Annotated in this window: 27 protein-coding genes; 21 read left to right on the forward strand and 6 right to left on the reverse strand. The window is 38.9% G+C overall.

Annotation, left to right across the window (positions count from 1 at the left end):
• Window positions 1-4: 4 nt before the first annotated feature.
• From lepA to ADJ60_RS04070, 14 genes are all read left to right on the forward strand, one after another.
• Complete coding sequence (lepA, locus tag ADJ60_RS04000) at window positions 5-1,828, forward strand: translation elongation factor 4 (RefSeq protein WP_049543578.1); 1,824 nt, start codon at window positions 5-7, stop codon at window positions 1,826-1,828.
• Window positions 1,829-2,090: 262 nt separating this feature from the next.
• On the forward strand, window positions 2,091-2,567 hold the full coding sequence (locus ADJ60_RS04005; protein WP_033685008.1) for a PTS sugar transporter subunit IIA: 477 nt from the start codon (window positions 2,091-2,093) through the stop codon (window positions 2,565-2,567).
• Window positions 2,568-2,605: 38 nt separating this feature from the next.
• Window positions 2,606-2,911, forward strand: coding sequence for a PTS sugar transporter subunit IIB (locus ADJ60_RS04010; protein WP_023942583.1), 306 nt, complete (start codon window positions 2,606-2,608; stop codon window positions 2,909-2,911).
• Window positions 2,912-2,958: 47 nt separating this feature from the next.
• Window positions 2,959-4,434 (forward strand): PTS galactitol transporter subunit IIC, encoded by a 1,476-nt coding sequence (locus ADJ60_RS04015; RefSeq protein WP_033605646.1) that lies wholly within the window; start codon window positions 2,959-2,961, stop codon window positions 4,432-4,434.
• 203 nt (window positions 4,435-4,637) lie between these two features.
• Window positions 4,638-5,534 (forward strand): aldose 1-epimerase family protein, encoded by an 897-nt coding sequence (locus ADJ60_RS11010; RefSeq protein ID WP_080983330.1) that lies wholly within the window; start codon window positions 4,638-4,640, stop codon window positions 5,532-5,534.
• A 290-nt stretch (window positions 5,535-5,824) separates the two neighbouring features.
• Window positions 5,825-6,250 carry a galactose-6-phosphate isomerase subunit LacA gene (lacA, locus tag ADJ60_RS04025; RefSeq protein ID WP_000029277.1) on the forward strand — a complete coding sequence of 142 codons (426 nt, stop codon included), beginning with the start codon at window positions 5,825-5,827 and terminating at the stop codon, window positions 6,248-6,250.
• A gap of 30 nt (window positions 6,251-6,280) precedes the next feature.
• A complete protein-coding gene (gene lacB, locus ADJ60_RS04030) occupies window positions 6,281-6,796 on the forward strand; it encodes a galactose-6-phosphate isomerase subunit LacB (RefSeq protein WP_001216913.1) in 516 nt (171 codons plus the stop codon).
• Between the two features lie 10 nt (window positions 6,797-6,806).
• Window positions 6,807-7,736 carry a tagatose-6-phosphate kinase gene (locus ADJ60_RS04035; RefSeq protein ID WP_049543581.1) on the forward strand — a complete coding sequence of 310 codons (930 nt, stop codon included), beginning with the start codon at window positions 6,807-6,809 and terminating at the stop codon, window positions 7,734-7,736.
• Window position 7,737: 1 nt separating this feature from the next.
• Entirely contained in the window at window positions 7,738-8,718 is a 981-nt protein-coding gene (lacD, locus tag ADJ60_RS04040; RefSeq protein ID WP_001229115.1) for a tagatose-bisphosphate aldolase, read from the forward strand.
• A gap of 235 nt (window positions 8,719-8,953) precedes the next feature.
• The gene (locus ADJ60_RS04045; protein ID WP_049543584.1) at window positions 8,954-9,790 is read left to right on the forward strand and encodes a PRD domain-containing protein; all 837 of its coding nucleotides are present in this window, start codon (window positions 8,954-8,956) and stop codon (window positions 9,788-9,790) included.
• A 35-nt stretch (window positions 9,791-9,825) separates the two neighbouring features.
• Window positions 9,826-10,143 (forward strand): PTS lactose/cellobiose transporter subunit IIA, encoded by a 318-nt coding sequence (locus ADJ60_RS04050; protein ID WP_049543586.1) that lies wholly within the window; start codon window positions 9,826-9,828, stop codon window positions 10,141-10,143.
• Entirely contained in the window at window positions 10,143-11,834 is a 1,692-nt protein-coding gene (locus ADJ60_RS04055) for a lactose-specific PTS transporter subunit EIIC (RefSeq protein WP_045611530.1), read from the forward strand. Before ADJ60_RS04050 ends, ADJ60_RS04055 begins: the two co-directional genes overlap by 1 nt.
• 338 nt (window positions 11,835-12,172) lie before the next feature.
• A complete protein-coding gene (lacG, locus tag ADJ60_RS04060) occupies window positions 12,173-13,579 on the forward strand; it encodes a 6-phospho-beta-galactosidase (protein WP_049543587.1) in 1,407 nt (468 codons plus the stop codon).
• A 41-nt stretch (window positions 13,580-13,620) separates the two neighbouring features.
• Entirely contained in the window at window positions 13,621-13,878 is a 258-nt protein-coding gene (locus ADJ60_RS04070) for a DUF3884 family protein (protein ID WP_080983331.1), read from the forward strand.
• A 104-nt stretch (window positions 13,879-13,982) separates the two neighbouring features.
• Here ADJ60_RS04070 and ADJ60_RS04075 read toward each other — a convergent pair whose 3' ends face one another.
• The 4 genes from ADJ60_RS04075 to nrdH form a co-directional block, all read right to left on the reverse strand.
• Window positions 13,983-14,750, reverse strand: coding sequence for a DeoR/GlpR family DNA-binding transcription regulator (locus ADJ60_RS04075; protein WP_000917572.1), 768 nt, complete (start codon window positions 14,748-14,750; stop codon window positions 13,983-13,985).
• 142 nt (window positions 14,751-14,892) lie between these two features.
• Complete coding sequence (gene nrdF, locus ADJ60_RS04080; protein ID WP_000451386.1) at window positions 14,893-15,855, reverse strand: class 1b ribonucleoside-diphosphate reductase subunit beta; 963 nt, start codon at window positions 15,853-15,855, stop codon at window positions 14,893-14,895.
• Between the two features lie 193 nt (window positions 15,856-16,048).
• Window positions 16,049-18,208: a class 1b ribonucleoside-diphosphate reductase subunit alpha gene (gene nrdE / locus ADJ60_RS04085; protein WP_049543589.1), complete on the reverse strand. Its 2,160-nt coding sequence runs from the start codon at window positions 18,206-18,208 to the stop codon at window positions 16,049-16,051.
• A gap of 80 nt (window positions 18,209-18,288) precedes the next feature.
• Window positions 18,289-18,507, reverse strand: a complete 219-nt coding sequence (gene nrdH, locus ADJ60_RS04090; protein ID WP_000259240.1) for a glutaredoxin-like protein NrdH — start codon at window positions 18,505-18,507, stop codon at window positions 18,289-18,291.
• Window positions 18,508-18,857: 350 nt separating this feature from the next.
• On the opposite strand from nrdH, the gene ADJ60_RS04095 reads away from it, so the two are divergent.
• The 4 genes from ADJ60_RS04095 (at window position 18,858) to ADJ60_RS04110 (ending at window position 22,083) form a co-directional block, all read left to right on the forward strand.
• Complete coding sequence (locus ADJ60_RS04095; RefSeq protein WP_000146947.1) at window positions 18,858-19,121, forward strand: phosphocarrier protein HPr; 264 nt, start codon at window positions 18,858-18,860, stop codon at window positions 19,119-19,121.
• Between the two features lie 5 nt (window positions 19,122-19,126).
• Window positions 19,127-20,860: a phosphoenolpyruvate--protein phosphotransferase gene (ptsP, locus tag ADJ60_RS04100; RefSeq protein ID WP_049543591.1), complete on the forward strand. Its 1,734-nt coding sequence runs from the start codon at window positions 19,127-19,129 to the stop codon at window positions 20,858-20,860.
• 132 nt (window positions 20,861-20,992) lie between these two features.
• Window positions 20,993-21,487, forward strand: a complete 495-nt coding sequence (locus ADJ60_RS04105; protein WP_049543594.1) for a YkgJ family cysteine cluster protein — start codon at window positions 20,993-20,995, stop codon at window positions 21,485-21,487.
• 56 nt (window positions 21,488-21,543) lie between these two features.
• Window positions 21,544-22,083 carry a ClbS/DfsB family four-helix bundle protein gene (locus tag ADJ60_RS04110; RefSeq protein ID WP_049543596.1) on the forward strand — a complete coding sequence of 180 codons (540 nt, stop codon included), beginning with the start codon at window positions 21,544-21,546 and terminating at the stop codon, window positions 22,081-22,083.
• 97 nt (window positions 22,084-22,180) lie between these two features.
• On the opposite strand, the gene dhaQ is transcribed toward ADJ60_RS04110, so the two are convergent.
• Both dhaQ and dhaS read right to left on the reverse strand, forming a co-directional pair.
• Complete coding sequence (gene dhaQ, locus ADJ60_RS04115) at window positions 22,181-23,170, reverse strand: DhaKLM operon coactivator DhaQ (RefSeq protein WP_049543598.1); 990 nt, start codon at window positions 23,168-23,170, stop codon at window positions 22,181-22,183.
• Window positions 23,167-23,697, reverse strand: a complete 531-nt coding sequence (gene dhaS / locus ADJ60_RS04120; protein ID WP_049543600.1) for a dihydroxyacetone kinase transcriptional activator DhaS — start codon at window positions 23,695-23,697, stop codon at window positions 23,167-23,169. The genes dhaQ and dhaS overlap by 4 nt, the downstream gene beginning before the upstream one ends.
• A gap of 153 nt (window positions 23,698-23,850) precedes the next feature.
• On the opposite strand from dhaS, the gene dhaK reads away from it, so the two are divergent.
• The 3 genes from dhaK to dhaM are packed head-to-tail and all read left to right on the forward strand — an operon-like array spanning window position 23,851 to window position 25,811.
• A complete protein-coding gene (dhaK, locus tag ADJ60_RS04125; RefSeq protein ID WP_049543602.1) occupies window positions 23,851-24,840 on the forward strand; it encodes a dihydroxyacetone kinase subunit DhaK in 990 nt (329 codons plus the stop codon).
• Window positions 24,841-24,861: 21 nt separating this feature from the next.
• On the forward strand, window positions 24,862-25,437 hold the full coding sequence (dhaL, locus tag ADJ60_RS04130; RefSeq protein WP_049543603.1) for a dihydroxyacetone kinase subunit DhaL: 576 nt from the start codon (window positions 24,862-24,864) through the stop codon (window positions 25,435-25,437).
• Window positions 25,437-25,811 carry a dihydroxyacetone kinase phosphoryl donor subunit DhaM gene (gene dhaM, locus ADJ60_RS04135; RefSeq protein WP_049543605.1) on the forward strand — a complete coding sequence of 125 codons (375 nt, stop codon included), beginning with the start codon at window positions 25,437-25,439 and terminating at the stop codon, window positions 25,809-25,811. The genes dhaL and dhaM overlap by 1 nt, the downstream gene beginning before the upstream one ends.
• Window positions 25,812-26,022 lie beyond the last annotated feature (211 nt).

Consider the following 26,022-nt stretch of genomic DNA (forward strand, 5'->3'; position numbering starts at 1 on the left):
AATCATGAACTTAGAAGATTTAAAAAAACGACAGGAGAAGATTCGTAACTTCTCCATTATCGCCCATATTGACCATGGCAAGTCAACCCTAGCAGACCGCATTTTGGAAAAAACAGAGACTGTTTCAAGCCGAGAAATGCAGGCTCAGCTTTTAGATAGCATGGATTTGGAGCGTGAACGTGGGATTACCATCAAACTTAATGCTATTGAGCTTAATTATACTGCAAAAGACGGAGAGACTTACATTTTCCACTTGATTGACACACCTGGACACGTAGACTTCACCTATGAAGTTTCACGTTCCTTGGCTGCCTGTGAAGGTGCTATTTTAGTGGTCGATGCAGCTCAAGGGATTGAGGCACAAACACTTGCTAATGTTTATTTAGCCTTGGACAATGATTTGGAAATCATGCCAGTCATTAATAAGATTGACCTACCGGCAGCAGATCCAGAGCGAGTTCGTACAGAGATTGAGGATGTCATTGGTTTAGATTCTAGTGAAGCAGTATTGGCTTCAGCAAAGGCTGGAATTGGTATTGAAGAAATTCTCGAGCAAATCGTAGAAAAAGTGCCAGCGCCAACGGGTGATGTGACGGCGCCGCTTAAGGCTTTGATTTTCGATTCTGTTTACGATGCTTACCGTGGGGTTATTCTTCAAGTGCGTGTCATGGATGGGGTGGTCAAACCTGGCGATAAGATTCAGCTTATGAGCAATGGCAAGACTTTTGATGTTACGGAAGTCGGTATCTTTACACCCAAAGCAGTTGGTCGTGATTTCCTTGCGACTGGGGACGTTGGTTATATTGCAGCTTCTATTAAGACGGTTCAGGATACTCGTGTGGGTGATACCGTTACCTTGGCAACCAATCCTGCGGCTGAGCCCTTACATGGCTACAAGCAGATGAATCCTATGGTCTTTGCGGGTCTATATCCTATCGAGTCAAACAAGTACAATGACCTACGTGAAGCCCTTGAAAAATTGCAACTGAATGATGCTAGTCTCCAATTTGAACCAGAAACATCTCAGGCACTTGGATTTGGTTTCCGTTGTGGTTTCCTTGGACTTCTCCATATGGATGTTATCCAAGAGCGTTTGGAACGTGAGTTCAACATTGACCTCATCATGACAGCTCCATCTGTTATCTATAAGGTCAACTTGACCGACGGCGAGTCTATGGATGTGTCTAACCCATCTGAGTTCCCAGACCCAACTAAGATTGCGACCATTGAGGAGCCATATGTTAAAGCGCAAATCATGGTACCGCAAGAGTTTGTTGGAGCAGTGATGGAGCTAGCTCAGCGCAAGCGTGGGGACTTTGTGACGATGGATTATATCGATGATAACCGTGTCAATGTTATCTATCAAATTCCACTGGCTGAAATCGTCTTTGACTTCTTTGATAAGCTTAAGTCTTCAACTCGCGGTTATGCAAGCTTTGACTATGAATTGTCAGAGTATCGCCCCTCTAAGCTGGTCAAAATGGACATCCTTCTCAATGGAGACAAGGTGGATGCCCTTAGCTTTATCGTTCACAAGGACTTTGCCTACGAACGCGGAAAACTCATCGTTGATAAGCTTAAGAAAATCATCCCTCGCCAACAATTTGAGGTGCCAATTCAAGCAGCTATTGGACACAAAATCGTTGCTCGTACGGATATCAAGGCCCTTCGTAAGAACGTACTTGCTAAGTGTTACGGTGGTGACGTTTCTCGTAAACGCAAACTCCTTGAAAAACAAAAAGCTGGTAAGAAACGCATGAAAGCTATTGGATCAGTAGAAGTTCCACAAGAAGCCTTCCTTAGCGTCTTGAGCATGGATGAAGAATAAGTTATCATAATTGTTTTTCTTGTTCACAGGAAATTTACATAAGAATCAATAGTAAAACAGGCTTAAATAGGCCTGTTTTTTGCATTTATAATAGGATTAAATCGTTTAAAGTGTTTGTTTTAAATGTTTGTTTTGATTGTAAAGATAAAAAAATAAACAAAATAATCAAAAAAAGGACAAAAAACAACAAAAAAATATTGACAACGATTTCATATAGTGTTATACTTATAGCATAAAGTTAATGGAAAGAAGGGAAAACCTTATGGGATTAGATCATTTCTTTGACAAAAACCTTGTGTTTTGCTTAGAAGCGGATAATCAAGAACATCTCTTTGATCAGGTCGCAACTTTATTGGAAGAACGAGAAATCGTGACTCCGACCTATCGTGAAGCCCTGATCACGCGTGAAAAGTCATTTCCAACTGGCTTAGATATGGAATTTTTGGGTAAGGATTTGCCGAATGTGGCTATTCCTCATACAGATATTGTTCATAATCTAGCTGAAAAAGTTGTGGTCGTTCGATTAGATAATCCAGTGACCTTCCACAATATGATTGCACCAGATAAGGAAGTAGAAGTATCCTTACTCTTCTTTATCATTAATAACTCAAGTTCAAGTCAAACGAACATTCTTGCTCAGTTGATGGACTTCTTTACTGGAAATAGTCATCTTGAAGACCTATCAAAAATTTCTGAACCAGAAGCCCTCTATGCTTATATTGCTGAAGCAATTGCTTAATCTTGTCTATTAAAAATATTAAATCGGAGGAAATCCATATGATTAAAATTCTTGCTGCCTGCGGTGCAGGTGTTAACTCAAGCCACCAAATTAAAAGTGCTCTTGAAGAAGAACTTTCAAACCGCGGTTTTGATGTTCACTGTGATGCAGTTATGGTAAAAGACGTCAACGAAGACCTTATCAAAGGTTATGACATCTTTACACCAATTGCTGCGACAGATCTTGGTTTTGAACCAGGTATTCCAGTTATAGAAGCTGGACCAATCTTATTCCGTATCCCAGCTATGAGTGCTCCAGTATTTGATAATATTGAAGCAGCTATCAAAGAACACGGATTAAGCTAATTTTAATTTGTTAACATTCATATAACATAAAAAAGGGAGGAACTGTTATGGATGCAATCTTTGACCTAATCAAAAAGGTCTTTACACCCGTCTTAGATATGGGTGGTCCTGTTATCATGTTGATCATTTTGACAGTATTGGCTTTACTTTTTGGAGTGAAATTCTCCAAAGCTCTTGAAGGTGGTATCAAACTTGCCATCGCTCTTACTGGTATCGGTGCTATCATCGGTATGCTAAATGGTGCTTTCTCAGCATCACTTGCAAAATTCGTTGAAAATACTGGTATTCAATTGAGTATTACCGACGTTGGTTGGGCACCACTTGCTACAATCACTTGGGGTTCTGCTTGGACACTTTACTTCTTGCTCATCATGTTGATTGTCAACGTAGTGATGCTTGCTATGAAGAAAACAGATACACTTGACGTTGATATCTTCGATATCTGGCACTTGTCTATCACAGGTCTTTTGATTAAATGGTATGCAGACAACAACGGTGTGAGCCAAGGGGTTTCACTCTTGATTGCTACAGCAGCTATTGTACTTGTTGGGGTTCTTAAAATCATCAACTCTGACTTGATGAAACCTACATTTGATGACCTTCTTAACGCTCCAAGTTCATCTCCAATGACTTCAACTCACATGAACTACATGATGAACCCAGTTATCATGGTTTTGGATAAGATTTTTGAAAAATTCTTCCCAGGTCTTGATAAATATGACTTTGATGCTGCTAAATTGAACAAGAAAATCGGTTTCTGGGGATCTAAATTCTTTATAGGTTTCATTCTTGGTATTGTAATCGGTATTATGGGAACTCCACATCCAATTGAAGGGGTTGCAGATGCAGATAAATGGCGTCTTGTTATCAAAGGATGGTTGTCTCTTGGTTTGACTGCCGGTGTATCTTTGGAACTCTTCTCACTTATTGGTTCATGGTTCATCGCCGCTGTAGAACCTCTTTCACAAGGTATTACAAACGTTGCTACTAAACGTCTTCAAGGACGTAAATTCAATATCGGTCTTGACTGGCCATTCATCGCTGGTCGTGCTGAAATCTGGGCTTGTGCCAACGTACTTGCACCAATCATGTTGATTGAAGCAGTGCTTCTTTCAAAAGTCGGAAATGGTATCTTGCCACTTGCAGGTATCATCGCAATGGGTGTTACTCCAGCTCTCTTGGTTGTAACACGTGGTAAATTGCTCCGTATGATTATCTTCGGAACACTCTTGTTGCCACTCTTCCTTCTTTCAGGTACACTTATCGCACCATTTGCAACAGAACTTGCTAAAGGTGTAGGTGCCTTCCCAGCAGGTGTGAGTGAAACTCAATTGATTACTCACTCAACTCTTGAAGGACCAATCGAAAAACTTCTTGGTTGGACAATTGGTAACACTACAACTGGTGATATCAAAGCAATCCTTGGTGCAGTAGTCTTCCTTGTATTCTATATCGGTATCTTTGCTTGGTACAGAAAACAAATGATCAAACGTAATGAAGAGTACGCAGCAAAAGCAAAATAATGCGCTCCTATAAAATGTAAGCTCAATGAAAATCAAAGAGCAAACTAGGAAGCTAGCCGCAGGCTGTACTAAAGTACGGCAAGGCGACGCTGACGAAGTTTGAATTGGATTTTCGCAGAGTGTAAATTGTTGAAACTAGGTTGTCATACCATTAGGAGTGACAGCCTAGTTTTTTATAAACTATCAAGAAATCGGAGAAAATAATGGTAATTGAATTAAAATCAGAACAATTAAGTGTTCAATTTAACAGTTTTGGTGGAGCTCTGTCTTCTATAAAAGATGCTGAAGGTCTTGAGTATTTGTGGCAAGGAGATGCTACTTATTGGAGTGGACAAGCTCCTGTTCTCTTTCCCATTTGTGGTTCATTGAGGGAGGATACAGCCTTCTATATAGATGAGAAAGGGAAAGAAAGTAAAGGAAAGATTCCTCGTCATGGTCTGGTCCGCAAGAAAGAATTTGACTTAGTTGAACAGACAGATAATAGTGTAACTTTTGCAATTGAAGACGATGAAAATAGCTATCAGAACTACCCATATCATTTCCGCCTAGAAATCACTTATATCCTTACCGGCAAGACAGTACGAACTCAATACAAAATATTTAATAAAGAAACTAGCAAGGTCATGCCTTACTTTATTGGTGGACATCCAGGCTTTAATTGTCCTCTACTTGATGATGAAGTCTATGAAGATTATTATCTAGAGTTTGAAAAAGAAGAGACTTGCTCTGTTCCACGTCCTTTCCCAGAAACAGGTATGTTGGATTTCCAAGATAGAAGTCCATGGCTAGAAGGTCAAAAAGAATTAGACCTCAGCTATGATCTTTTCAGTACAGATGCAGTTACCTTAGATGAATTGCAATCTAGAACAATTGCACTTCGTTCTCGTAAACATGATAAGGGATTGAAAGTGCACTTTGCAGAGTTTCCAAATCTCATCATCTGGTCAACTTTGAATAAAGGACCTTTCATTGCTTTTGAACCATGGTCTGGCTTGTCAACATCCCTTGAAGAAGGAGATCATCTAGAAGATAAGAAGAATGTTCGCCTCCTAGAACCTGGTCAAGTGGATCAAATTGGTTTTGACATCGAAATTTTTTAGTTAAAAAATAAAACATAAAAACAAACACTAACTGTTGACTTTTTCTAGAAATAGGAGTATATTATGTTTGTAAGCAACAAATGATGTTTGTAACAAACAAATAATCACTTGTTATATTTTCTTTCGTGGAGAAGGATTTTTTCTAGGAAACTGATTTCCTAAACTTGAATAAGGTGTCATTCATCTCATTCAATCTAATTTGTCAATAAACTGCTAGAAAGTCTTTTGTAGGTAAACTGCTAGCTATAAAAGTCTTTACTAGCCTAGAAAAATAAAAAGGAGTATACAATATGTCTATTGTTATCGGTGCAGATGCTGCAGGTTTGAGATTGAAAGAAGTTGTGAAAGACTTCTTGGAAAAAGAAAACTTCCACGTTGTGGATGTTACAGCTGAAGGTCAAGACTTTGTTGATGTGACTCTTGCTGTTGCTGCAGAAGTAAACAAAGAAGAACAAAACCTTGGTATCGTGATTGATGCTTATGGAGCGGGTCCATTTATGGTCGCAACAAAAATCAAAGGAATGGTTGCTGCAGAAGTTTCTGACGAACGTTCAGCTTATATGACTCGTGGCCACAACAACTCACGTATGATCACTATGGGTGCACAACTTGTTGGTGATGAATTGGCTAAAAACATTGCTAAAGGATTTGTTAACGGTAAATACGATGGTGGACGTCACCAAATTCGTGTCGACATGTTGAACAAAATGTGCTAATTAGATTACAGTAAGAAAGGTAAGTTAAAAATGAGAATTGCAATTGGATGTGACCACATCGTAACAGATGAGAAAATGGCGGTTTCAGAATTTTTGAAATCAAAAGGATATGAAGTTATTGACTTTGGTACATATGACCATACACGTACTCACTACCCAATCTTTGGTAAAAAAGTAGGGGAAGCTGTAACTAGTGGTCAAGCTGATCTTGGAGTATGTATCTGTGGTACTGGTGTTGGTATCAACAATGCTGTAAATAAAGTTCCAGGTGTCCGTTCTGCCTTGGTTCGTGATATGACAACAGCCCTTTATGCTAAAGAGCAATTGAACGCTAACGTTATCGGTTTTGGTGGTAAGATTACTGGTGAATTGCTCATGTGTGATATCATCGAAGCTTTCATCCATGCTGAATACAAACCATCTGAAGAAAACAAAAAATTGATTGCGAAAATTGAACACGTTGAAAGTCACAATGCTCAACAAACAGACGCAAACTTCTTCACTGAATTCCTTGAAAAATGGGATCGCGGAGAATACCACGACTAAGAGGTGACCTATGATTTTAACAGTCACAATGAACCCATCCATTGATATTTCCTATCCTTTGGATGAGTTGAAGATTGATACTGTCAATCGTGTGGTGGATGTAACCAAAACGGCTGGTGGTAAGGGACTCAATGTTACCCGAGTACTTTCAGAATTTGGGGATTCTGTTCTTGCTACTGGTTTAGTGGGTGGTAAACATGGTGAGTTTTTGGTTGAACATATCGATGATCAAGTAAAGAAAGATTTCTTCTCAATTCAGGGAGAAACTCGTAACTGTATCGCTATTCTTCACGGAGACAACCAAACAGAAGTTCTTGAAAAAGGTCCTGAAGTATTGGAACAGGAAGGTCAAGACTTTTTGGAACATTTCAAGAAACTCTTGGAGTCAGTTGAAGTAGTAGCTATCTCAGGTAGTCTGCCAGCTGGTCTTCCAGTTGATTACTATGCGAGCTTGGTAGAACTTGCTAATCAAGCTGGCAAGCCTGTTGTCTTGGACTGCTCTGGTGCAGCACTTCAGGCGGTTCTTGAATCACCACATAAACCAACAGTCATCAAACCAAATAATGAGGAATTGTCTCAACTTCTAGGAAGAGAAGTTTCTGAGGATTTGCATGAATTAAAAGAAGTCCTTCAAGAACCTTTGTTTGCAGGTATTGAATGGATTATCGTTTCACTTGGTGCCAACGGTGCCTTTGCCAAACATGGTGACACTTTCTACAAGGTAGATATTCCTAGAATTCAGGTGGTCAATCCTGTTGGATCTGGAGATTCTACAGTTGCTGGAATTTCTTCAGGGCTTCTTCACAAAGAATCGGATGCAGAATTACTCATCAAGGCAAATGTCCTTGGTATGCTCAATGCTCAAGAAAAAATGACTGGTCATGTCAACATGGCCAACTATCAAGCTCTATATGATCAATTAATAGTAAAAGAGGTATAAAATGGCTTTAACAGAACAAAAACGTGCACGCTTAGAAAAACTTTCTGATGAAAATGGTATCATCTCAGCTCTTGCATTTGACCAACGTGGTGCTTTGAAACGCCTCATGGCTCAACACCAAACAGAAGAACCAACTGTGGCTCAAATGGAAGAACTGAAAGTCTTGGTAGCAGATGAATTGACTAAATACGCTTCATCAATGCTTCTTGACCCTGAGTATGGACTTCCAGCAACTAAAGCTCTTGATGAAAAAGCTGGTCTTCTCCTTGCTTATGAAAAAACAGGTTATGACACAACAAGCACAAAACGCTTGCCAGACTGCTTGGATGTTTGGTCTGCAAAACGTATAAAAGAAGAAGGTGCAGATGCAGTTAAATTCTTGCTTTACTATGATGTAGATAGCTCAGACGAACTCAACCAAGAAAAACAAGCTTATATCGAACGCATCGGTTCTGAGTGTGTGGCTGAAGATATCCCATTCTTCCTTGAAATCCTTGCTTACGATGAAAAAATTGCGGACGCAGGTTCTGTAGAATATGCGAAAGTAAAACCACACAAAGTTATTGGTGCTATGAAAGTCTTCTCAGACCCACGCTTTAACATTGATGTATTGAAAGTTGAAGTTCCTGTTAACATTAAATATGTTGAAGGTTTCGCTGAAGGTGAAGTAGTTTATACACGTGAAGAAGCAGCAGCCTTCTTCAAAGCACAAGATGAAGCAACTAACTTGCCATACATCTACTTGAGTGCTGGTGTATCAGCTAAACTTTTCCAAGATACTCTTGTATTTGCCCATGAATCAGGTGCAAACTTCAATGGTGTTCTTTGTGGCCGTGCAACATGGGCTGGATCAGTTGAAGCTTACATCAAAGATGGTGAAGAAGCAGCACGTGAATGGCTTCGCACAACTGGATTTGAAAATATTGACGAACTCAACAAAGTTCTTCAAACAACAGCGACTTCATGGAAAGAACGCGTGTAAGCAAGTCCTCCTAGGTTAGGAACATGAATCTAAAAAAAATTTTAAAAAAAGTTTTATGTAAAGGTTTACAAAATAACTTACTTGTGCTATAATTAAATCACAAGTTAATACAAGGTGAGTGTTACTAAGTAATATTAGGCATGATCACAGGTGAATTAGAAATCGGCTGATTTTCTAGTTCATTTGTGGTCATTTTTTGTACTCATATACCTTTAAGATATAAAAGGAGGTTGACATGTATCGAATTCTAAATCCAATAAATCATAATGTTTCGCTTGTCAGGAATGATAAAGGAGAAGAAGTGATTGTAATTGGTAAGGGGATTGCATTTGGAAAGAAGAAGGGAGATTTGATTTCTGAACAGCAGGTTGAGAAAATCTTTCGGATGAAGACCGAAGAGTCCAGAGAAAACTTTATGGCTCTCCTCAAAGATGTTCCGCTTGATTTTATCACGGTGACTTATGAAATCATTGATAAGCTATCAAAGAAATATCATTATCCGATTCAAGAGTATCTCTACGTAACCTTGACAGATCATATTTACTGTTCTTACCAAGCTCTAGCACAAGGAAGGTACAAGGATAGTAATCTGCCAGATATTTCCACTAAGTATCCTGTCGCTTTTCAAATTGCAAATGAGGCATTTGAAATTTACCGCCAGAAGCTAGCAGATCATTTTCCTGAGGACGAAATTATTCGGATTGCTTATCATTTCATTAATGCCGAAGGTGAAAATGAAGTGGAACTTGTGGAGTCGATTGATAAGAGGAAAGAAATTCTCAGGAATGTTGAAGAAGTTTTAACGGACTATGCAATTCAACGAACTAAAGAGAATAACCATTTCTATGATCGTTTTATGATTCATTTGAATTATTTCTTGGATTATTTAGACAGATCTAGAGATGATAACCAATCACTTCTGGATATGGAAGACCACATCAAACGATCCTATCCAAAAGCGTTCGAGATTGGTTCCAAGATCTATGATGTGATTACGGAATATACGGGTCTTGATTTGTATAAAAGTGAACGAGTTTATCTAGTTCTACATATCCAACGTTTATTGTCATAAAAATTTATTTAAAACTATATAAGGAGAATTCTATCATGAATAGAGAAGAAGTAACATTGTTAGGTTTTGAAATCGTAGCCTATGCTGGCGATGCTCGTTCAAAACTATTGGAAGCCTTGAAAGCTGCTGAAGCTGGCGATTTTACAAAAGCCGATAACCTAGTTGAGGAAGCTGGCAGCTGTATCGCAGAGGCTCACCATGCTCAAACAAGTCTATTGACTAAGGAAGCTTCTGGTGAGGACTTAGCGTATAGTGTGACCATGATGCATGGCCAAGACCACTTGATGACAACTGTCTTGTTAAAAGATTTGATGCACCACTTAATCGAACTTTATAAGAGAGGAGTTAAATAATGAATAAACTAATTGCATTTATTGAGAAAGGAAAACCTTTCTTTGAGAAACTATCTCGTAATATCTATCTTCGTGCTATTCGTGATGGTTTCATTGCAGGTATGCCTGTTATTCTCTTCTCAAGTATCTTTATCTTAATCGCCTTTGTACCAAACTCATGGGGCTTTAAATGGTCTGATGAAGTTGTAGCATTTCTGATGAAACCTTATAGCTATTCTATGGGTATTCTGGCTCTCTTGGTAGCTGGTACAACAGCTAAGTCATTGACCGACTCAGTAAACCGTAGCATGGAGAAAACCAATCAAATCAACTATATGTCAACACTGTTAGCAGCGATTGTTGGTTTGTTGATGTTGGCAGCTGATCCTATCGAAAATGGTCTTGCTACTGGATTCTTGGGGACAAAAGGTTTGCTTTCAGCCTTCCTTGCTGCCTTTGTTACTGTAGCAATCTATAAGGTTTGTGTTAAGAACAACGTCACTATTCGTATGCCTGACGAAGTTCCACCAAATATCTCACAAGTCTTTAAAGATGTGATTCCATTCACTCTATCTGTTGTTTCTCTTTATGCTCTTGACTTATTAGCACGTCATTTTGTTGGTGCAAGTGTGGCAGAATCAATCGGTAAATTCTTTGCACCATTATTCTCTGCAGCTGATGGCTATCTTGGTATTACCATTATCTTTGGTGCTTTTGCCTTCTTCTGGTTTGTTGGGATTCACGGTCCATCTATTGTTGAACCTGCTATCGCAGCAATTACCTATGCCAATGCCGAAGTCAACTTGAACCTTCTCCAACAAGGTATGCACGCTGACAAGATTCTTACTTCTGGTACACAAATGTTTATCGTTACCATGGGTGGTACAGGTGCGACACTAGTTGTTCCTTTCATGTTCATGTGGTTAACAAAATCAAAACGTAACCGTGCAATCGGACGTGCTTCAGTAGTTCCAACATTCTTTGGTGTAAATGAACCAATCTTGTTTGGTGCACCACTTGTATTGAACCCAATCTTCTTCATTCCATTTATCTTTGCTCCAATTGCAAACGTATGGATCTTTAAATTCTTTATTGAAACTCTTGGAATGAACTCATTTACTGCTAATCTACCATGGACAACTCCAGCTCCACTGGGTCTAGTTCTTGGTACGAACTTCCAAGTTCTATCATTCATTCTTGCTGCTCTTCTAATTGTGGTTGACGTAGTCATTTACTACCCATTCCTTAAAGTATATGATGAACAAATTCTTGAAGAAGAGCGTTCAGGTAAATCTAATGATGAATTGAAAGACAAAGTTGCTGCAAACTTCAACACTGCAAAAGCGGATGCTATTCTTGAAAAAGCGGGTGTCGATGCAGCACAAAATACCATCACTGAAGAAACAAATGTCCTCGTTCTCTGTGCAGGTGGAGGGACAAGTGGTCTCCTTGCGAATGCTTTGAATAAGGCAGCAGCAGAATACAATGTCCCTGTGAAAGCAGCAGCAGGTGGCTATGGTGCTCACCGTGAAATGTTACCAGAGTTTGATCTAGTTATCCTTGCCCCTCAAGTTGCTTCAAACTTTGAAGATATGAAAGCAGAAACAGATAAACTTGGTATTAAACTTGCCAAGACAGAAGGCGCTCAATACATCAAATTAACTCGTGATGGAAAAGGTGCTCTTGCATTCGTACAAGCTCAATTCGATTAACGATAGGGACTATAAAACAGTCTCCTATCGTTACGGAAATCGCTATGGCGAATTTCCTAATCGCCTTGTTAATTCGTTGGTAAAAAGATATCGTTTTTACCTCCTCATGTCACAATTCGATTAATAATAGGGACTCTGAAATAGTCTCCTATCGTTACGGAAATCGCTATGGCGAATTTCCTAATCGCCTTGTTAATTCGTCGGTAAAAAGATATTGTTTTTACCTCCTCATGTCACAATTCGGTGACTTGGTACAAGAAGTGAGATGGAGAAGGATGGCTCACTGACTCCTCTCCTCTCACTTTTACTTTATTTAAATCAAGAAATAGGTGAAAAAAATGACAAAAACATTACCAAAAGACTTTATTTTTGGTGGCGCAACAGCTGCTTATCAAGCAGAAGGTGCTACACATACTGATGGTAAAGGACCAGTAGCTTGGGATAAATATCTTGAAGATAACTACTGGTACACTGCAGAACCAGCCAGTGATTTTTACAATCGATACCCAGTTGACCTCAAGTTGGCAGAAGAGTATGGTGTCAATGGCATTCGAATTTCTATTGCTTGGTCACGTATTTTCCCGACTGGTTACGGTCAAGTAAATGCTAAAGGTGTTGAGTTTTATCATAATTTATTTGCAGAGTGTCACAAACGCCATGTTGAGCCCTTTGTAACTCTTCATCACTTTGACACACCAGAAGCTCTCCACTCAAATGGCGACTTCTTAAACCGTGAAAATATTGAACACTTTGTAGACTATGCTGCCTTCTGTTTTGAAGAATTTCCAGAAGTAAACTATTGGACAACCTTCAATGAAATTGGACCAATCGGTGATGGTCAATATTTGGTTGGTAAATTCCCTCCAGGTATTCAGTACGACCTTGCCAAAGTTTTCCAATCGCACCACAATATGATGGTTTCTCATGCGCGTGCAGTCAAGCTATATAAAGATAAAGGTTATAAAGGTGAAATTGGTGTTGTTCACGCACTGCCAACCAAGTATCCTTTGGATCCTAAAAATCCAGCAGATGTTCGTGCAGCTGAGTTGGAAGATATTATTCACAATAAATTTATCTTGGATGCAACTTATCTTGGACGCTATTCAGATGAAACGATGGAAGGTGTCAACCATATTTTATCCGTCAATGGTGGTAGCTTAGATTTTCGTGAAGAAGATTTTACAGCATTAGAAGCTGCAAAAGACTTGAATGATTTTCTAGGAATCAACTACTATATGAGTGACTGGATGGAAGCCTTTGATGGAGAAACTGAAATCATCCATAATGGTAAGGGTGAAAAAGGAAGCTCTAAATACCAAATTAAAGGTGTTGGTCGTCGTGTAGCTCCTGACTATGTACCACGTACGGATTGGGATTGGATTATCTACCCTCAAGGTTTGTATGACCAAATCATGCGTGTGAAGAAAGATTATCCTAACTACAAGAAGATTTACATCACTGAAAATGGACTTGGTTATAAAGATGAGTTCGTCGATAACACTGTTTACGATGATGGTCGTATTGATTATGTGAAACAACACTTGGAAGTCTTGTCTGATGCTATTGCTGATGGTGCAAACGTCAAAGGATACTTCATCTGGTCATTAATGGATGTCTTCTCATGGTCAAACGGTTATGAAAAACGCTACGGTCTCTTCTATGTAGACTTTGAAACTCAAGAACGTTATACTAAGAAATCAGCTCACTGGTACAAGAAAGTAGCGGAAAGTCAGATTATAGACTAGTAGAATTAGTAATTAGATATAGAATTCTTGTGAGGCAAAAGATGTTCAAAGATTTTATCCAATCAATTTATGAAAAAGTTTATATCATCAATTTTGATAAATGTTCTCAAATACCTTGTTTGACTAATGAGGAGCTGAAAAATATTGGGAAATGGTATGTCTCTACCGGTAAAGAATGGATTTGCCATTCAGACTATGAGCTAGAAGAATTTAAAAATATCTTTTTAAATTTTATCAGTCCTGAAGAACGGGATAATATCTCCTTTGATTCAGATTTTATGCCGTTTCAACAATCATAAAGAATCTAGGAAACTCCTTGTAAAAATCTTCATCCAAAAATGCGTCATATCAAGATTCTTATTTTCTTGATATGACGCATTTTATTTTTTATCAATCTTCAGTTTTATGGTTTAGAAAGAATAATTTTTGTTTGTTTTGAAAGTTGTTCAAACGTTTCTTTGCTCAGTTTAGAATCTGAAACGATGGTATCAATATCAGAGATATTGTAAAAGGTATAAAAATCAAATTTATTGAACTTACTATTGTCAGCTAGTAAGTATTTTTTATTGGAATTGTTGAGGGCGATGCGTTGGGATTCACCTTCCTCTTCACTAAAGGTCGCAATCGCATTGTCCTTAATACCATTACAGCTAACGAAGGCTTTAGAAAATTGGAGATTGGCAAGATTTTGCAAGGTTAGTGTTCCCACAAAGGCTCCAGTGATAGAGCGATAGTTTCCACCTATTAAAATCAAATCTGTTAGTTTTCGTTCGTTTAGGATGAGAAATACTGGTAAACTGTTTGTTACAACACGAATATTATCAATTGGAAGTTCACGGGCAAAAGATTCCAAGGTTGTCCCTGGCCCAATAAAAATTGTTTCCCCTTCATCAATTAAATGGCCTGCAAAACGGCTAATTTCTTGTTTTTCTGCGATTTGTAAGCTTTGTTTTTCGATATTGGAACGTTCATTGTTTAAAATGGAACCTGTGCGAATTTTTTCAGCTCCACCGTGCACCCGAACAAGTAAATCCTTGTCTGCCAACTCTTGCAAGTAGCGTCTAGCAGTCATATCTGATACATCTAAGCGAGCCATAATTTCTTTTACAGTAATAGTTCCCTTTGTATTTACCGTTTCTAGAATATTATCTAGTTTTTCCTGCTTTAACATCGTTATCACCTCTATTTCTATTACTATTTTATCATAAAGTATTCAATCAATCAATTTAAAAAACAAAAGAAAACAAAAACAAAAACATCATGGTTGTTTTAAACAAACCATGATGTTTTTATCACTTATAAAATAGATGACCTTAGTCCAAACCGTAGTTGTAGTCATCGTCTTGCATAGCTTCAACTTCACCAAGGAGGTAACCATTTCCGACTTGAGAGAAGAAGTCGTGGTTGGAAGTTCCTGTTGAAATACCGTTCATAACGATTGGGTTGACATCGTCAGCTGAATCTGGGAAGAGTGGATCTTGTCCCAGGTTCATGAGTGCCTTGTTAGCATTGTAGCGAAGGAAGGTCTTGACTTCTTCCGTCCAGCCAACACCGTCATAGAGGCTTTCTGTATAGCCTTCTTCGTTTTCATAAAGAGTGTAGAGCAGGTCGTACATCCATTCTTTGAGTTTTTCCTGCTCTTCTTCAGGTAATTCATTGAAACCGAGTTGGAATTTATAACCGATGTAAGTTCCGTGAACAGACTCATCACGAATAATCAGTTTGATGATTTCCGCAACGTTGGCTAGTTTGTTATTACCAAGGTAGTAGAGGGGAGTGAAGAAACCAGAGTAGAAGAGGAAGGTTTCAAGGAAAACGCTGGCTACTTTCTTTTCAAGTGGGCTACCGTTTAGGTAGATTTCGTTGACAATCTCAGCCTTCTTTTGTAGGTAAGGATTGGTATTGGTCCATTCGAAAATTTCTTCAATCTCAGCCTTTGTATTCAAGGTTGAAAAGATTGATGAGTAAGATTTTGCGTGGACAGATTCCATAAATTGGATGTTATTGAAAACAGCTTCCTCATGTGGTGTACGGATGTCTGCGCGAAGGGCTTGAACCCCTGTTTCAGATTGCATAGTGTCGAGAAGGGTTAAACCACCAAAGACTTTTCCAACCAAGTCTTTTTCTACATTTGATAGCTTTCTCCAGTCATCCAAGTCATTTGACAAAGGAATACGTGTATCAAGCCAGAATTGCTCCGTCAGTTTTTCCCAAGTTGATTTGTCGATGACATCTTCGATGGCATTCCAGTTAATGGCTTTGTAGTAAGTTTCCATTTTGAAATCTCTTTCTGTGTTTAGTATTGCGAACTCACAATTACTTCTATTTTATCATAATTCTAGAGGAGTATCGCACAAAAAGTCGGAAGCCCGACTTTTTGTTATTTCATAGTATAGATGCTTATTCCAGTTTAGTTTAGCAGGGTGAATGAATACTTATCTGAGAAAATGTAGTTTCCTCAAGCAAAGATTAAATCACACAGCTTTCACATTGGTTGGCACCGACTTCTCCACCGTCATCTGTAAAGGTACGGACGTAGTAGATAGACTTGATACCCTTGTTAAAGGCATAGTTACGAAGGATAGACAAGTCACGTGTCGTTTGCTTATTTTCCTTCTTCCATTCGTAAAGACCTTTTGGAATGTCACTACGCATGAAGAGGGTGAGTGAAAGTCCTTGGTCCACGTGCTCAGTTGCAGCAGCATAGACATCAATCACCTTACGCATATCCATGTCGTAAGCAGAAGTGTAGTAAGGAATGGTTTCTGTTGACAAGCCAGCAGCAGGGTAGTAGATTTTCCCGATTTTCTTTTCTTGACGTTCTTCGATACGTTGTGTAATCGGGTGAATAGAAGCAGAAACGTCATTGATGTAACTGATAGAACCATTTGGCGCTACAGCAAGGCGGTTTTGGTGGTAAAGACCATCTGCTTGAACCTTGTCGCGCAGTTCAGCCCAGTCAGCGGCACTTGGGATAAAGACATCTTTGAAGAGTTCTTTAACACGGTCTGATTTTGGAACAAACTCGCCAGTCACATACTTGTCGAAGTAGCTTCCGTTAGCATAGTCTGATTTTTCAAAGTTGTGGAAGGTGATACCACGTTCACGCGCAATATTGTTTGACTCAACTAAAGTCCAGTAGTTCATAAGCATAAAGTAGATGCTAGTAAACTCAACAGACTCAGGTGACCCATATTCAATCAATTGTTGGGCAAGGTAGCTGTGAAGTCCCATGGCACCAAGACCAAAGGTATGAGCTTGGCTATTTCCGTGGTCGATGGTAGGAACAGCTACGATGTGTGAACTATCTGTAACGAAAGTAAGGGCACGAACCATAGCACGGATAGAACGTCCAAAGTCAGGTGAAGTCATCATGTTAACCACGTTGGTTGAACCAAGGTTACATGAAACGTCTGTTCCCATTTGCAGGAATTCTTGAGCATCGTTGATCAAGCTTGGTTCTTGAACTTGAAGAATCTCAGAACACAAGTTACTCATGATAATCTTACCATCAACAGGGTTTGCACGGTTAGCCGTATCAATGTTGACGACATAAGGGTAGCCAGACTCTTGTTGCAATTTAGAGATTTCAGTTTCCAAATCACGCGCCTTGATTTTTGTCTTGCGGATATTTGGATTTGTGACCAATTCATCGTATTTTTCAGTGATGTCAATGTAGTTGAATGGCACACCATACTCAAGCTCTACTGAGTAAGGGCTGAAGAGGTACATTTCTTCATTTTTACGAGCCAATTCGTAGAATTTATCGGGCACCACAACACCAAGTGAAAGGGTCTTAACACGAACTTTTTCATCGGCGTTTTCTTTCTTAGTTGAAAGGAAGGCGATAATATCTGGGTGGAAGACGTTGAGGTAGACAACACCAGCACCCTGACGTTGACCCAATTGGTTTGAGTAAGAGAAGCTATCTTCGAAAAGTTTCATAACTGGAACGACGCCAGAAGCTGCTCCTTCATATCCTTTAATAGGAGCACCAGCTTCACGAAGGTTGCTGAGAGTAATTCCCACACCACCACCGATACGTGAAAGTTGAAGGGCTGAGTTGATAGAACGTCCGATAGAGTTCATATCATCTGTTACCTGAATCAAGAAACAGGATACCAACTCCCCACGACGAGCACGTCCAGCATTCAAGAAGGAAGGAGTAGCAGGTTGGTAGCGTTGGTGGATGATTTCATTGGCAATATCGATTGCAATAGCTTCATTCCCATCAGCAAAATAAAGGGCGTTAAAGAAGACACGGTCTTCCATGCTTTCAAGATAATATTCACCGTCGTTAGTTTTCAAAGCATATTGATTGTAAAACTTATAGGCAGCCATGAAAGACTTGAATTGGAAGTTTTGGTCTTTGATAAATTGAGACAATTCTTCCAAAAATTCTGGACGGTATTTCTTGATAAAGGCTGTTTCGATGTAGTTGTGTTCAATGAGGTAGTTGATTTTATCCTTGATTGAATCAAAAACCATAGTGTTTGGAACTACATTTTCTTTAAAGAAGGCATCCAAGGCTTCCTTATCTTTATGAAGCATGATTTGTCCATTGACAGGACGGTTGATTTCGTTATTGAGACGGAAGTAAGTCACGTCCTCAAGATGTTTTAATCCCATAAAATTTCCCTTATCTAATTACAAAAGAAAGGCTTCTAAGTTAGCCCTAGAAGCAGTTTCTTCTGGATGATGTACTAAGATTATGCTAATTGTTTCAGTTTTCCTGGTTGGAAACCTGAAAAGACTTCAGTTGGTGTTTGGATAACAGGAGCAGCGCTGAAACCAAGCTCTTTAACTTGATCGATGTACTCAGGTTGCTCATCAAGATTGATTTCACGATAAGCGACATTATTACTGTCCAAGAAACGTTTGGTCATTTTACATTGGACACAGTTGTTTTTAGAATAAACGGTTACCATTGTGTAACTCCTCTTTCAAAATAGATTACTTTCTTAGTATATCAGAAAATAAAAATTTGTCAACGATTTAAAACTAAATATAGTGGTCTATTTTTCTGTTCAAGCTCACAAAACACAATATGTAGTGTTTGTTTTGTAAAATAGTGATAATTATCCAATAAGTTGTTTTTTGAAAAACTATATCCTGTGTTTTGTTATCTAAAATAGAAGATTTTCAGCAAGTTATCTGAAAGGAAATCGAATAAATCCCATAAAATGCTTGAAAAAAATCCTAGAAGATGATATAATACCAAATTGTAAGGGTTATCACATATAACTCAAAAAAGAAAGAACAAAAGGAGAGTCAAACTATGGCTTCTAAAGATTTCCACGTAGTGGCAGAAACAGGTATTCACGCACGTCCAGCAACATTGTTGGTACAAACTGCTAGCAAATTTGCTTCAGATATCACTCTTGAGTACAAAGGTAAATCGGTTAACCTTAAATCAATCATGGGTGTTATGAGTCTTGGTGTTGGCCAAGGTGCTGACGTAACTATCTCAGCTGAAGGTGCAGATGCAGATGACGCTATCGCTGCAATCTCAGAAACAATGGAAAAAGAAGGATTGGCATAAGGAAAATGACAGAAATGCTTAAAGGAATCGCAGCATCTGATGGTGTTGCCGTTGCAAAAGCATATCTACTCGTTCAACCGGATTTGTCATTCGATACTGTTTCAGTCGAAGATACAAACGCAGAAGAGGCTCGTTTGGATGTAGCTCTTGAAGCTTCTCAAAACGAGCTTTCTCTTATCCGTGAGAAAGCTGTAGGTACGCTTGGTGAAGAAGCGGCTCAAGTTTTTGACGCTCATTTGATGGTTCTTGCTGACCCAGAATTGATTGGTCAGATTAAAGAAACAATCCGTGCTAAGAAAGTCAATGCTGAAGCAGGTCTTAAAGAAGTGACTGACATGTTCATCACTATCTTTGAAGGTATGGAAGACAATCCATACATGCAAGAACGTGCAGCGGATATCCGCGACGTGACAAAACGTGTATTGGCAAATCTTCTTGGTAAAAAATTGCCAAATCCAGCTTCTATCAATGAAGAAGTAATTGTGATTGCGCATGACTTGACACCATCTGATACAGCTCAATTGGACAAAAACTTTGTAAAAGCTTTTGTAACAAACATCGGTGGACGTACAAGCCACTCAGCTATCATGGCACGTACACTTGAAATTGCAGCTGTATTGGGAACAAATAACATCACTGAAGTGGTGAAAGACGGTGATATCCTTGCCGTTAACGGAATTACTGGTGAAGTCATTATCAACCCAACAGATGAACAAGCGGCAGAATTTAAAGCAGCTGGTGAAGTTTATGCTAAACAAAAAGCTGAGTGGGCACTTTTGAAAGATGCTCAAACAGTGACTGCTGACGGTAAACACTTCGAGTTGGCAGCTAACATCGGTACTCCAAAAGACGTTGAAGGTGTTAACAACAACGGTGCAGAAGCTGTTGGACTTTACCGTACAGAGTTCTTGTACATGGACTCTCAAGACTTCCCAACAGAAGATGAGCAGTATGAAGCATACAAGGCTGTTCTTGAGGGAATGAATGGTAAGCCTGTGGTTGTTCGTACAATGGATATCGGTGGAGATAAGGAACTTCCTTACTTTGATATGCCACACGAAATGAACCCATTCCTTGGATTCCGTGCCCTTCGTATCTCTATTGCCGAAACTGGAGATGCAATGTTCCGTACACAAATCCGTGCCCTTCTTCGTGCTTCTGTTCATGGTCAATTGCGTATCATGTTCCCAATGGTTGCCCTATTGAAAGAATTCCGTGCAGCTAAAGCAGTCTTTGATGAAGAAAAAGCAAACCTTCTTGCTGAAGGAGTTGCAGTTGCGGATGATATCCAAGTTGGTATCATGATTGAAATTCCTGCAGCAGCGATGCTTGCAGACCAATTTGCTAAAGAAGTTGACTTCTTCTCAATTGGTACAAACGACTTGATCCAATACACAATGGCAGCAGACCGTATGAACGAGCAAGTTTCATACCTTTACCAACCATATAACCCATCAATCCTTCGCTTGATCAACAACGTTATCAAGGCAGCTCACGCTGAAGGTAAATGGGCTGGTATGTGTGGTGAGATGGCTGGTGACCAAAAAGCTGTTCCACTTCTTGTCGGAATGGGCTTGGATGAGTTCTCTATGTCAGCAACATCTGTACTTCGTACACGTAGCTTGATGAAGAAATTGGACACTGCTAAGATGGAAGAGTACGCTAACCGTGCCCTTACAGAGTGTTCAACAATGGAAGAAGTCCTTGAACTTCAAAAAGAATACGTTAACTTCGATTAATGTCATTAACCTTGTAACCTAGTTGCAAGGTTTTTTGATACATTCGGGAATAGTATAGTCTTGTGAAGTCCACTTTTCAATGATGAAGAGGCATGATATAATAGGAGAAACAAATAGAATAAGAGAGAAATCATGTCTAAAGAAATTGATATTGAGTATTACCACCAGCTAGCCTTGCAAAAGCAAAAGGAGCACCGTAAAATTTTAGCCAATTTAAAGAAAAAACCACCAAAAAATCTGGATAAGATAGCCCAACAGATTCACCAAGAAGTCTTTGAGGAGATTGATTGCACTGCCTGTGCTAACTGCTGTAAGACATTGGGACCTGACTTCAAGGAAGCAGACATCACTCGTATTGCTAAGTACTTTAAGATGAAATTACCAGCTTTTGAAGCGGAGTTTCTGCAGGTAGATGAAGATGGTGATAAGGTTTTTAAATCCATGCCTTGTCCCTTTCTAGGAGGAGATAATCTCTGTTCCATCTATGAAGTTCGTCCAAAGGCCTGTCGAGAGTTTCCCCATACGGACCGTAAAAAAATCCATCAAATCAACCATTTGACGATTAAGAATACTTTGACCTGTCCAGCTGCCTATCTCTTTGTTGAGAAATTAAAGGATAAGTTATAGAGATTTAAAGGATAAAAAATTTCTAATAATAACTAACAATATGAAGGGAGAACTCTGTGCCTAGACCGAAAACAAAAGAGGAGCTAATGCTGGTCTCTAAGGAAAATTATGAAAAGCTTAACCTCTTCATCTCTCAATTAAGTGAAGATGAGCTACAGACTCCATTTGATTTTTCAAGAGACCTAAAGAAAAAAGAAGCTCACTGGAAAAGGGATAAAAATCTACGGGATGTCTTGATCCATCTTTATGAATGGCAGCAGTTACTTTTGACTTGGGTACATTCTAATCAAGAAGGTCACGAAAGACCTTTTCTCCCTGAACCTTATACTTGGAAAACTTATGGAGAAATGAATGTCGCTTTTTGGAAGAAGCACCAGAAAACCTCCTTAGAAGAAGCGACTAGACTCCAAGAACAATCACATAGGAAGGTTTTAGAGTTGATAGAAGTTTTTAGCAATGAAGAACTCTTTACCAAAGGTGGCTATAAGTGGACCGGCGGAACAAGTCTAGGTTCCTACTTTGTTAGTAGCACGTCAAGCCACTATGATTGGGCTCTGAAAAAACTCAAAGCTCATCGGAAGAATTGTAAAGGATAGATGGACTATTTGAAATAGAAAGAATGAGTTCTTTTAAAAGTAAGATAAAAGCAAAGGGCTATCAAGTGATGTAGCCCTTTTGAGTTATACAAGCAAATTACCATGCAAAAGCTGTCGTTGGAGCATTGAGCGCTTCTAACCACTGTTTATTTTTTACGGGACAAAGAGTTACGGATATACCTGCCATATCTAGACTGGTCATAAATGTTCCTGATTTTATAAAAGTAATAGTGACTCCTTCAATTTCTAAGAGTTGAAGGAGATCATTGATAAATATGCCCATTTCTAAGTTGCTGGTAGTGCCTAGATTATTTACAAGCAATATAAATTGATCCCCATGTTTCCAATGATAGTGCAATCTTAATTTACTTATAATTTCATTTGCCAGGATTTCCGATGATTGGAATGGGACGATACGATAGCCTTCTTCGCCATGTATCCCAATACCATAAGAAATATTTCCTTCTTCTAAGTTAAATAGTGGACGGGTGGCTTGGGGGAGACTAGCCGATTTCGTTGCAAAGCCAATTGTTGCTATTTCGGGAGCAAGTTCATGACCTAAATCAGTTAGTAGCTCTATGTCGGCACCATTTTGAGCTGCAAATCCTAGGATTTTATGAAGTAAGATTGTCCCTGCAAGCCCTCTTCCTCTAATTTGAAATCTATTGTGAGGTTCAATGGAAATATCGTCGTGTGCTAGACTATAGCCGACCTTAATTCCTTCTTGTCTAGCAGTATTAATGGCCCAGCTAAATTCTTTGATGTCTGCTTCGAAATTTTTTACAATGATGAAGACACCGTGACCATTGTTTAAAAAACGAATGGACTCTAAGATTTCAGTTCTTGTAGGAGGAGTAAATAATTGGCCATAGATAGCAGCAGTAAGCATTCCTTCTCCCACATATCCAATATGCGCAGGTTCGTGACCGGAACCTCCACCCGACAATATTGGAACCTGATGAGGATTGCGATCTTTTTGATAGACTAGTGGTAAAGTAGGGTGTTTTTCTAATTCAGGATGACTGCTGACAGTTGCCGAAATGTAACTTGAAATAATTTTCTGTTTATGATTTGAAATAAATGTCATTGTGGTCTCTTTCCAATAATTGTCATGATTAGAAAGTCTGGTTGTGGAACTAGACTTTTTTTATTGACGTAAGCCTTCACGATTTCTGCTAGAGCATGTGAATGATAGTCTAACAAAAAACAAGTATAAGCAGATGAATCGCTATCAATCTGACCGTATTCTCTTAAAATTTTTGATACAAGCAAGCGACAGTAGCTGATAAAGTGGTCATAAAAGTTATTTTGTCCTTGAATATCAAAAAGTTGAATATAAAAGTCACGCTCTTGTTCGAAATAAAGAAATAATTCTTGTAATAGTTTTTGGCCTGAAATGAAGTCCAAGTTATTGGTGATATACTCGGTTAAGTCATTTTCAAATATCCAGTCTAGCAGTTCATATTTGTCAAGAAAGTGATTATAAAAGGTCTGTCTACGAATGCCAGCTGATTCCATGATCTCTACAATAGAGATTTTGTCAAATTCTCTAGTAGCTAATAGGTCTCTAAATGCCTTGGCAATTCGTTTTTTTGTAATGAGTGATGATGCCATAGGAAGCCTTTCTTTTACTTACTTCATTTTACCAAAAAAATGTTTTAAACGGGTTTAAAAGGGGACAAATAATAGAATCTGTCCCTTATCATCCAGCAATAAAAAATATATAATGAAAGCGAAAACAAAGGTAAATGCCGAAAGGAGTTTCTCATGAAAAAAATTATAAATGAACCGACACAGGTTGTTGATGAAATGTTGCAGGGATTGTCATTCATGCATGATGACTTGGTAGAACGCTTAGATGGTTTTGATGTCATCGTTAGAAAGGCAGAAAAGACAGGAAAAGTTGGACTCATTTCAGGTGGAGGTTCAGGACATGAACCAAGTCATGCTGGATTTGTAGGAGATGGAATGTTGTCTGCTGCCATTTGTGGAGCAGTTTTCACTTCACCTACTCCGGACCAAATTTTAGAAGCCATTAAGGCGGCTGATGAAGGTGCTGGAGTTTTCATGGTCATCAAGAACTATTCTGGTGACATTATGAACTTTGAAATTGCACAAGAACTTGCTGAAATGGAAGGTATTGATGTAGCAAGTGTTGTAGTCGATGATGATATTGCGGTTGAAAATAGTCTCTATACCCAAGGCCGTCGAGGTGTTGCGGGTACTATTTTAGTCCATAAAATTTTGGGGGCTGCAGCTCGTTCTGGTAAATCATTAGCTGAAATGAAGGAATTGGCCGACAAACTTGTGTTAGAAATTAAAACAATTGGCCTTGCCTTGTCTGGAGCAACTGTCCCTGAAGTTGGGAAACCAGGATTTGTTCTAGAAGATGATGAATTTGAATATGGTGTTGGTATTCACGGTGAGCCTGGATATAAAAAAGAGAAAATGCAACCTTCAGCACAATTGGCTTCGGAATTGGTTGAAAAATTATCTGAAGGTTTCCAACTTAAAGCTGGTGAACGCTATGGCCTTCTCATCAATGGTTTAGGAAGCACTCCTCTTATGGAACAATACGTATTTGCAAATGATGTGGCTAAATTACTCCATGAAAAAGGTGTTGAGTTGGCATTTAAGAAAATTGGAAACTATATGACCTCAATTGATATGGCTGGTTTGTCATTGACATTGATTCGATTGGCAGATGATGAGTGGTTGGATGCTCTAAATGCACCTGTTACTACCCCAGCTTGGTAAAACTCAAGGAGGAAATGTCGAATGAATGCTGAACAAGCTCTTGAATGGATGAAGCTTTTTAATGAAAAGATTCAAGAACAGAAAGATTACCTTAGTGAGCTAGACACCCCTATAGGAGATGGAGACCACGGTGGAAATATGGCGCGTGGCATGGTTGCAGTGATGGAAAATTTAGAAGGAAAGCAATTTGAGACCAGCAGTGATGTGTTTAAGCTTGTCTCAATGCAACTACTGAGTAAGGTAGGCGGTGCTTCTGGTCCCTTGTATGGCTCTGCTTTTATGGGCATGGCCAAGGCTGATTCTAATTCGAAATTAGAAGAAATTTTACAAAGTGGTCTGGATATGATTGTCAAACGTGGGAAAGCAGAAGTTGGAGAAAAGACAATGGTTGACGTTTGGACTCCTGTTATTGCTGCCTTGTCTGCTGGTCAATTGACTCAAGAGGTTATTGATAAGGTAGTGAATGCTACCAAAGATTTACTTGCAACTAAAGGAAGGGCATCTTATGTAGGAGAACGTTCTCTTGGACATATTGATCCTGGATCATTCTCATCAGGATTACTCTTTACTGCTCTTTTAGAAACTGGGGTGGTTTAATGGGAAGTGTTGGTCTTGTTATCGTTTCACATTCCAAAAACATTGCACAAGGTGTCGTTGAGCTGATTAGTGAAGTAGCTAAAGATGTTCCGATTACTTATGTAGGAGGAACCGAAGATGGAGGAATTGGAACAAGTTTTGATCAAGTAGATAGGGTTGTTTCCGAAAATCCAGCAGATACTTTATTAGCTTTTTTTGACCTAGGTTCTGCTAAAATGAACTTAGAAATGGTGGCTGATTTCAGTGATAAAAGTATCATGATCAATAGGGTTCCAATTGTAGAAGGTGCCTATACTGCAGCTGCTCTTCTTCAGGCTGGTGCAGAACTGTCAGTTATTCAAACACAGTTGTCGGAGCTTGAAATCAATAAATAAGGAATTTTACTATAACTCTTTTTATAGATGGGCTATTGATTATCTCAACTATAAAATGTTAAGTAAATAATTTCAAAATCAGAAAGGGATTGCTTTATGCAGTTCCTTTTTAATGTAAAAGGAGTGGAATCATAGCGTTTCTAAATTGTTAATACTCTTCGAAAATCAAATTCAAACCACGTCAACGTCGCCTTGCCGTACTCAAGTACAG

The sequence above is a fragment of the Streptococcus pseudopneumoniae genome (genome assembly GCF_001076775.1).
Lineage (GTDB): Bacteria > Bacillota > Bacilli > Lactobacillales > Streptococcaceae > Streptococcus > Streptococcus pseudopneumoniae_G.

Coding starts and splice junctions, on each gene's coding strand:
- lepA (WP_049543578.1), top strand. CDS start 5: ATGAACTTAGAAGATTTAAAAAAACGACAGGAGAAGATTCGTAACTTC.
- ADJ60_RS04005 (WP_033685008.1), top strand. CDS start 2,091: ATGGGATTAGATCATTTCTTTGACAAAAACCTTGTGTTTTGCTTAGAA.
- ADJ60_RS04010 (WP_023942583.1), top strand. CDS start 2,606: ATGATTAAAATTCTTGCTGCCTGCGGTGCAGGTGTTAACTCAAGCCAC.
- ADJ60_RS04015 (WP_033605646.1), top strand. CDS start 2,959: ATGGATGCAATCTTTGACCTAATCAAAAAGGTCTTTACACCCGTCTTA.
- ADJ60_RS11010 (WP_080983330.1), top strand. CDS start 4,638: ATGGTAATTGAATTAAAATCAGAACAATTAAGTGTTCAATTTAACAGT.
- lacA (WP_000029277.1), top strand. CDS start 5,825: ATGTCTATTGTTATCGGTGCAGATGCTGCAGGTTTGAGATTGAAAGAA.
- lacB (WP_001216913.1), top strand. CDS start 6,281: ATGAGAATTGCAATTGGATGTGACCACATCGTAACAGATGAGAAAATG.
- ADJ60_RS04035 (WP_049543581.1), top strand. CDS start 6,807: ATGATTTTAACAGTCACAATGAACCCATCCATTGATATTTCCTATCCT.
- lacD (WP_001229115.1), top strand. CDS start 7,738: ATGGCTTTAACAGAACAAAAACGTGCACGCTTAGAAAAACTTTCTGAT.
- ADJ60_RS04045 (WP_049543584.1), top strand. CDS start 8,954: ATGTATCGAATTCTAAATCCAATAAATCATAATGTTTCGCTTGTCAGG.
- ADJ60_RS04050 (WP_049543586.1), top strand. CDS start 9,826: ATGAATAGAGAAGAAGTAACATTGTTAGGTTTTGAAATCGTAGCCTAT.
- ADJ60_RS04055 (WP_045611530.1), top strand. CDS start 10,143: ATGAATAAACTAATTGCATTTATTGAGAAAGGAAAACCTTTCTTTGAG.
- lacG (WP_049543587.1), top strand. CDS start 12,173: ATGACAAAAACATTACCAAAAGACTTTATTTTTGGTGGCGCAACAGCT.
- ADJ60_RS04070 (WP_080983331.1), top strand. CDS start 13,621: ATGTTCAAAGATTTTATCCAATCAATTTATGAAAAAGTTTATATCATC.
- ADJ60_RS04075 (WP_000917572.1), bottom strand. CDS start 14,750: ATGTTAAAGCAGGAAAAACTAGATAATATTCTAGAAACGGTAAATACA.
- nrdF (WP_000451386.1), bottom strand. CDS start 15,855: ATGGAAACTTACTACAAAGCCATTAACTGGAATGCCATCGAAGATGTC.
- nrdE (WP_049543589.1), bottom strand. CDS start 18,208: ATGGGATTAAAACATCTTGAGGACGTGACTTACTTCCGTCTCAATAAC.
- nrdH (WP_000259240.1), bottom strand. CDS start 18,507: ATGGTAACCGTTTATTCTAAAAACAACTGTGTCCAATGTAAAATGACC.
- ADJ60_RS04095 (WP_000146947.1), top strand. CDS start 18,858: ATGGCTTCTAAAGATTTCCACGTAGTGGCAGAAACAGGTATTCACGCA.
- ptsP (WP_049543591.1), top strand. CDS start 19,127: ATGACAGAAATGCTTAAAGGAATCGCAGCATCTGATGGTGTTGCCGTT.
- ADJ60_RS04105 (WP_049543594.1), top strand. CDS start 20,993: ATGTCTAAAGAAATTGATATTGAGTATTACCACCAGCTAGCCTTGCAA.
- dhaQ (WP_049543598.1), bottom strand. CDS start 23,170: ATGACATTTATTTCAAATCATAAACAGAAAATTATTTCAAGTTACATT.
- dhaS (WP_049543600.1), bottom strand. CDS start 23,697: ATGGCATCATCACTCATTACAAAAAAACGAATTGCCAAGGCATTTAGA.
- dhaK (WP_049543602.1), top strand. CDS start 23,851: ATGAAAAAAATTATAAATGAACCGACACAGGTTGTTGATGAAATGTTG.
- dhaL (WP_049543603.1), top strand. CDS start 24,862: ATGAATGCTGAACAAGCTCTTGAATGGATGAAGCTTTTTAATGAAAAG.
- dhaM (WP_049543605.1), top strand. CDS start 25,437: ATGGGAAGTGTTGGTCTTGTTATCGTTTCACATTCCAAAAACATTGCA.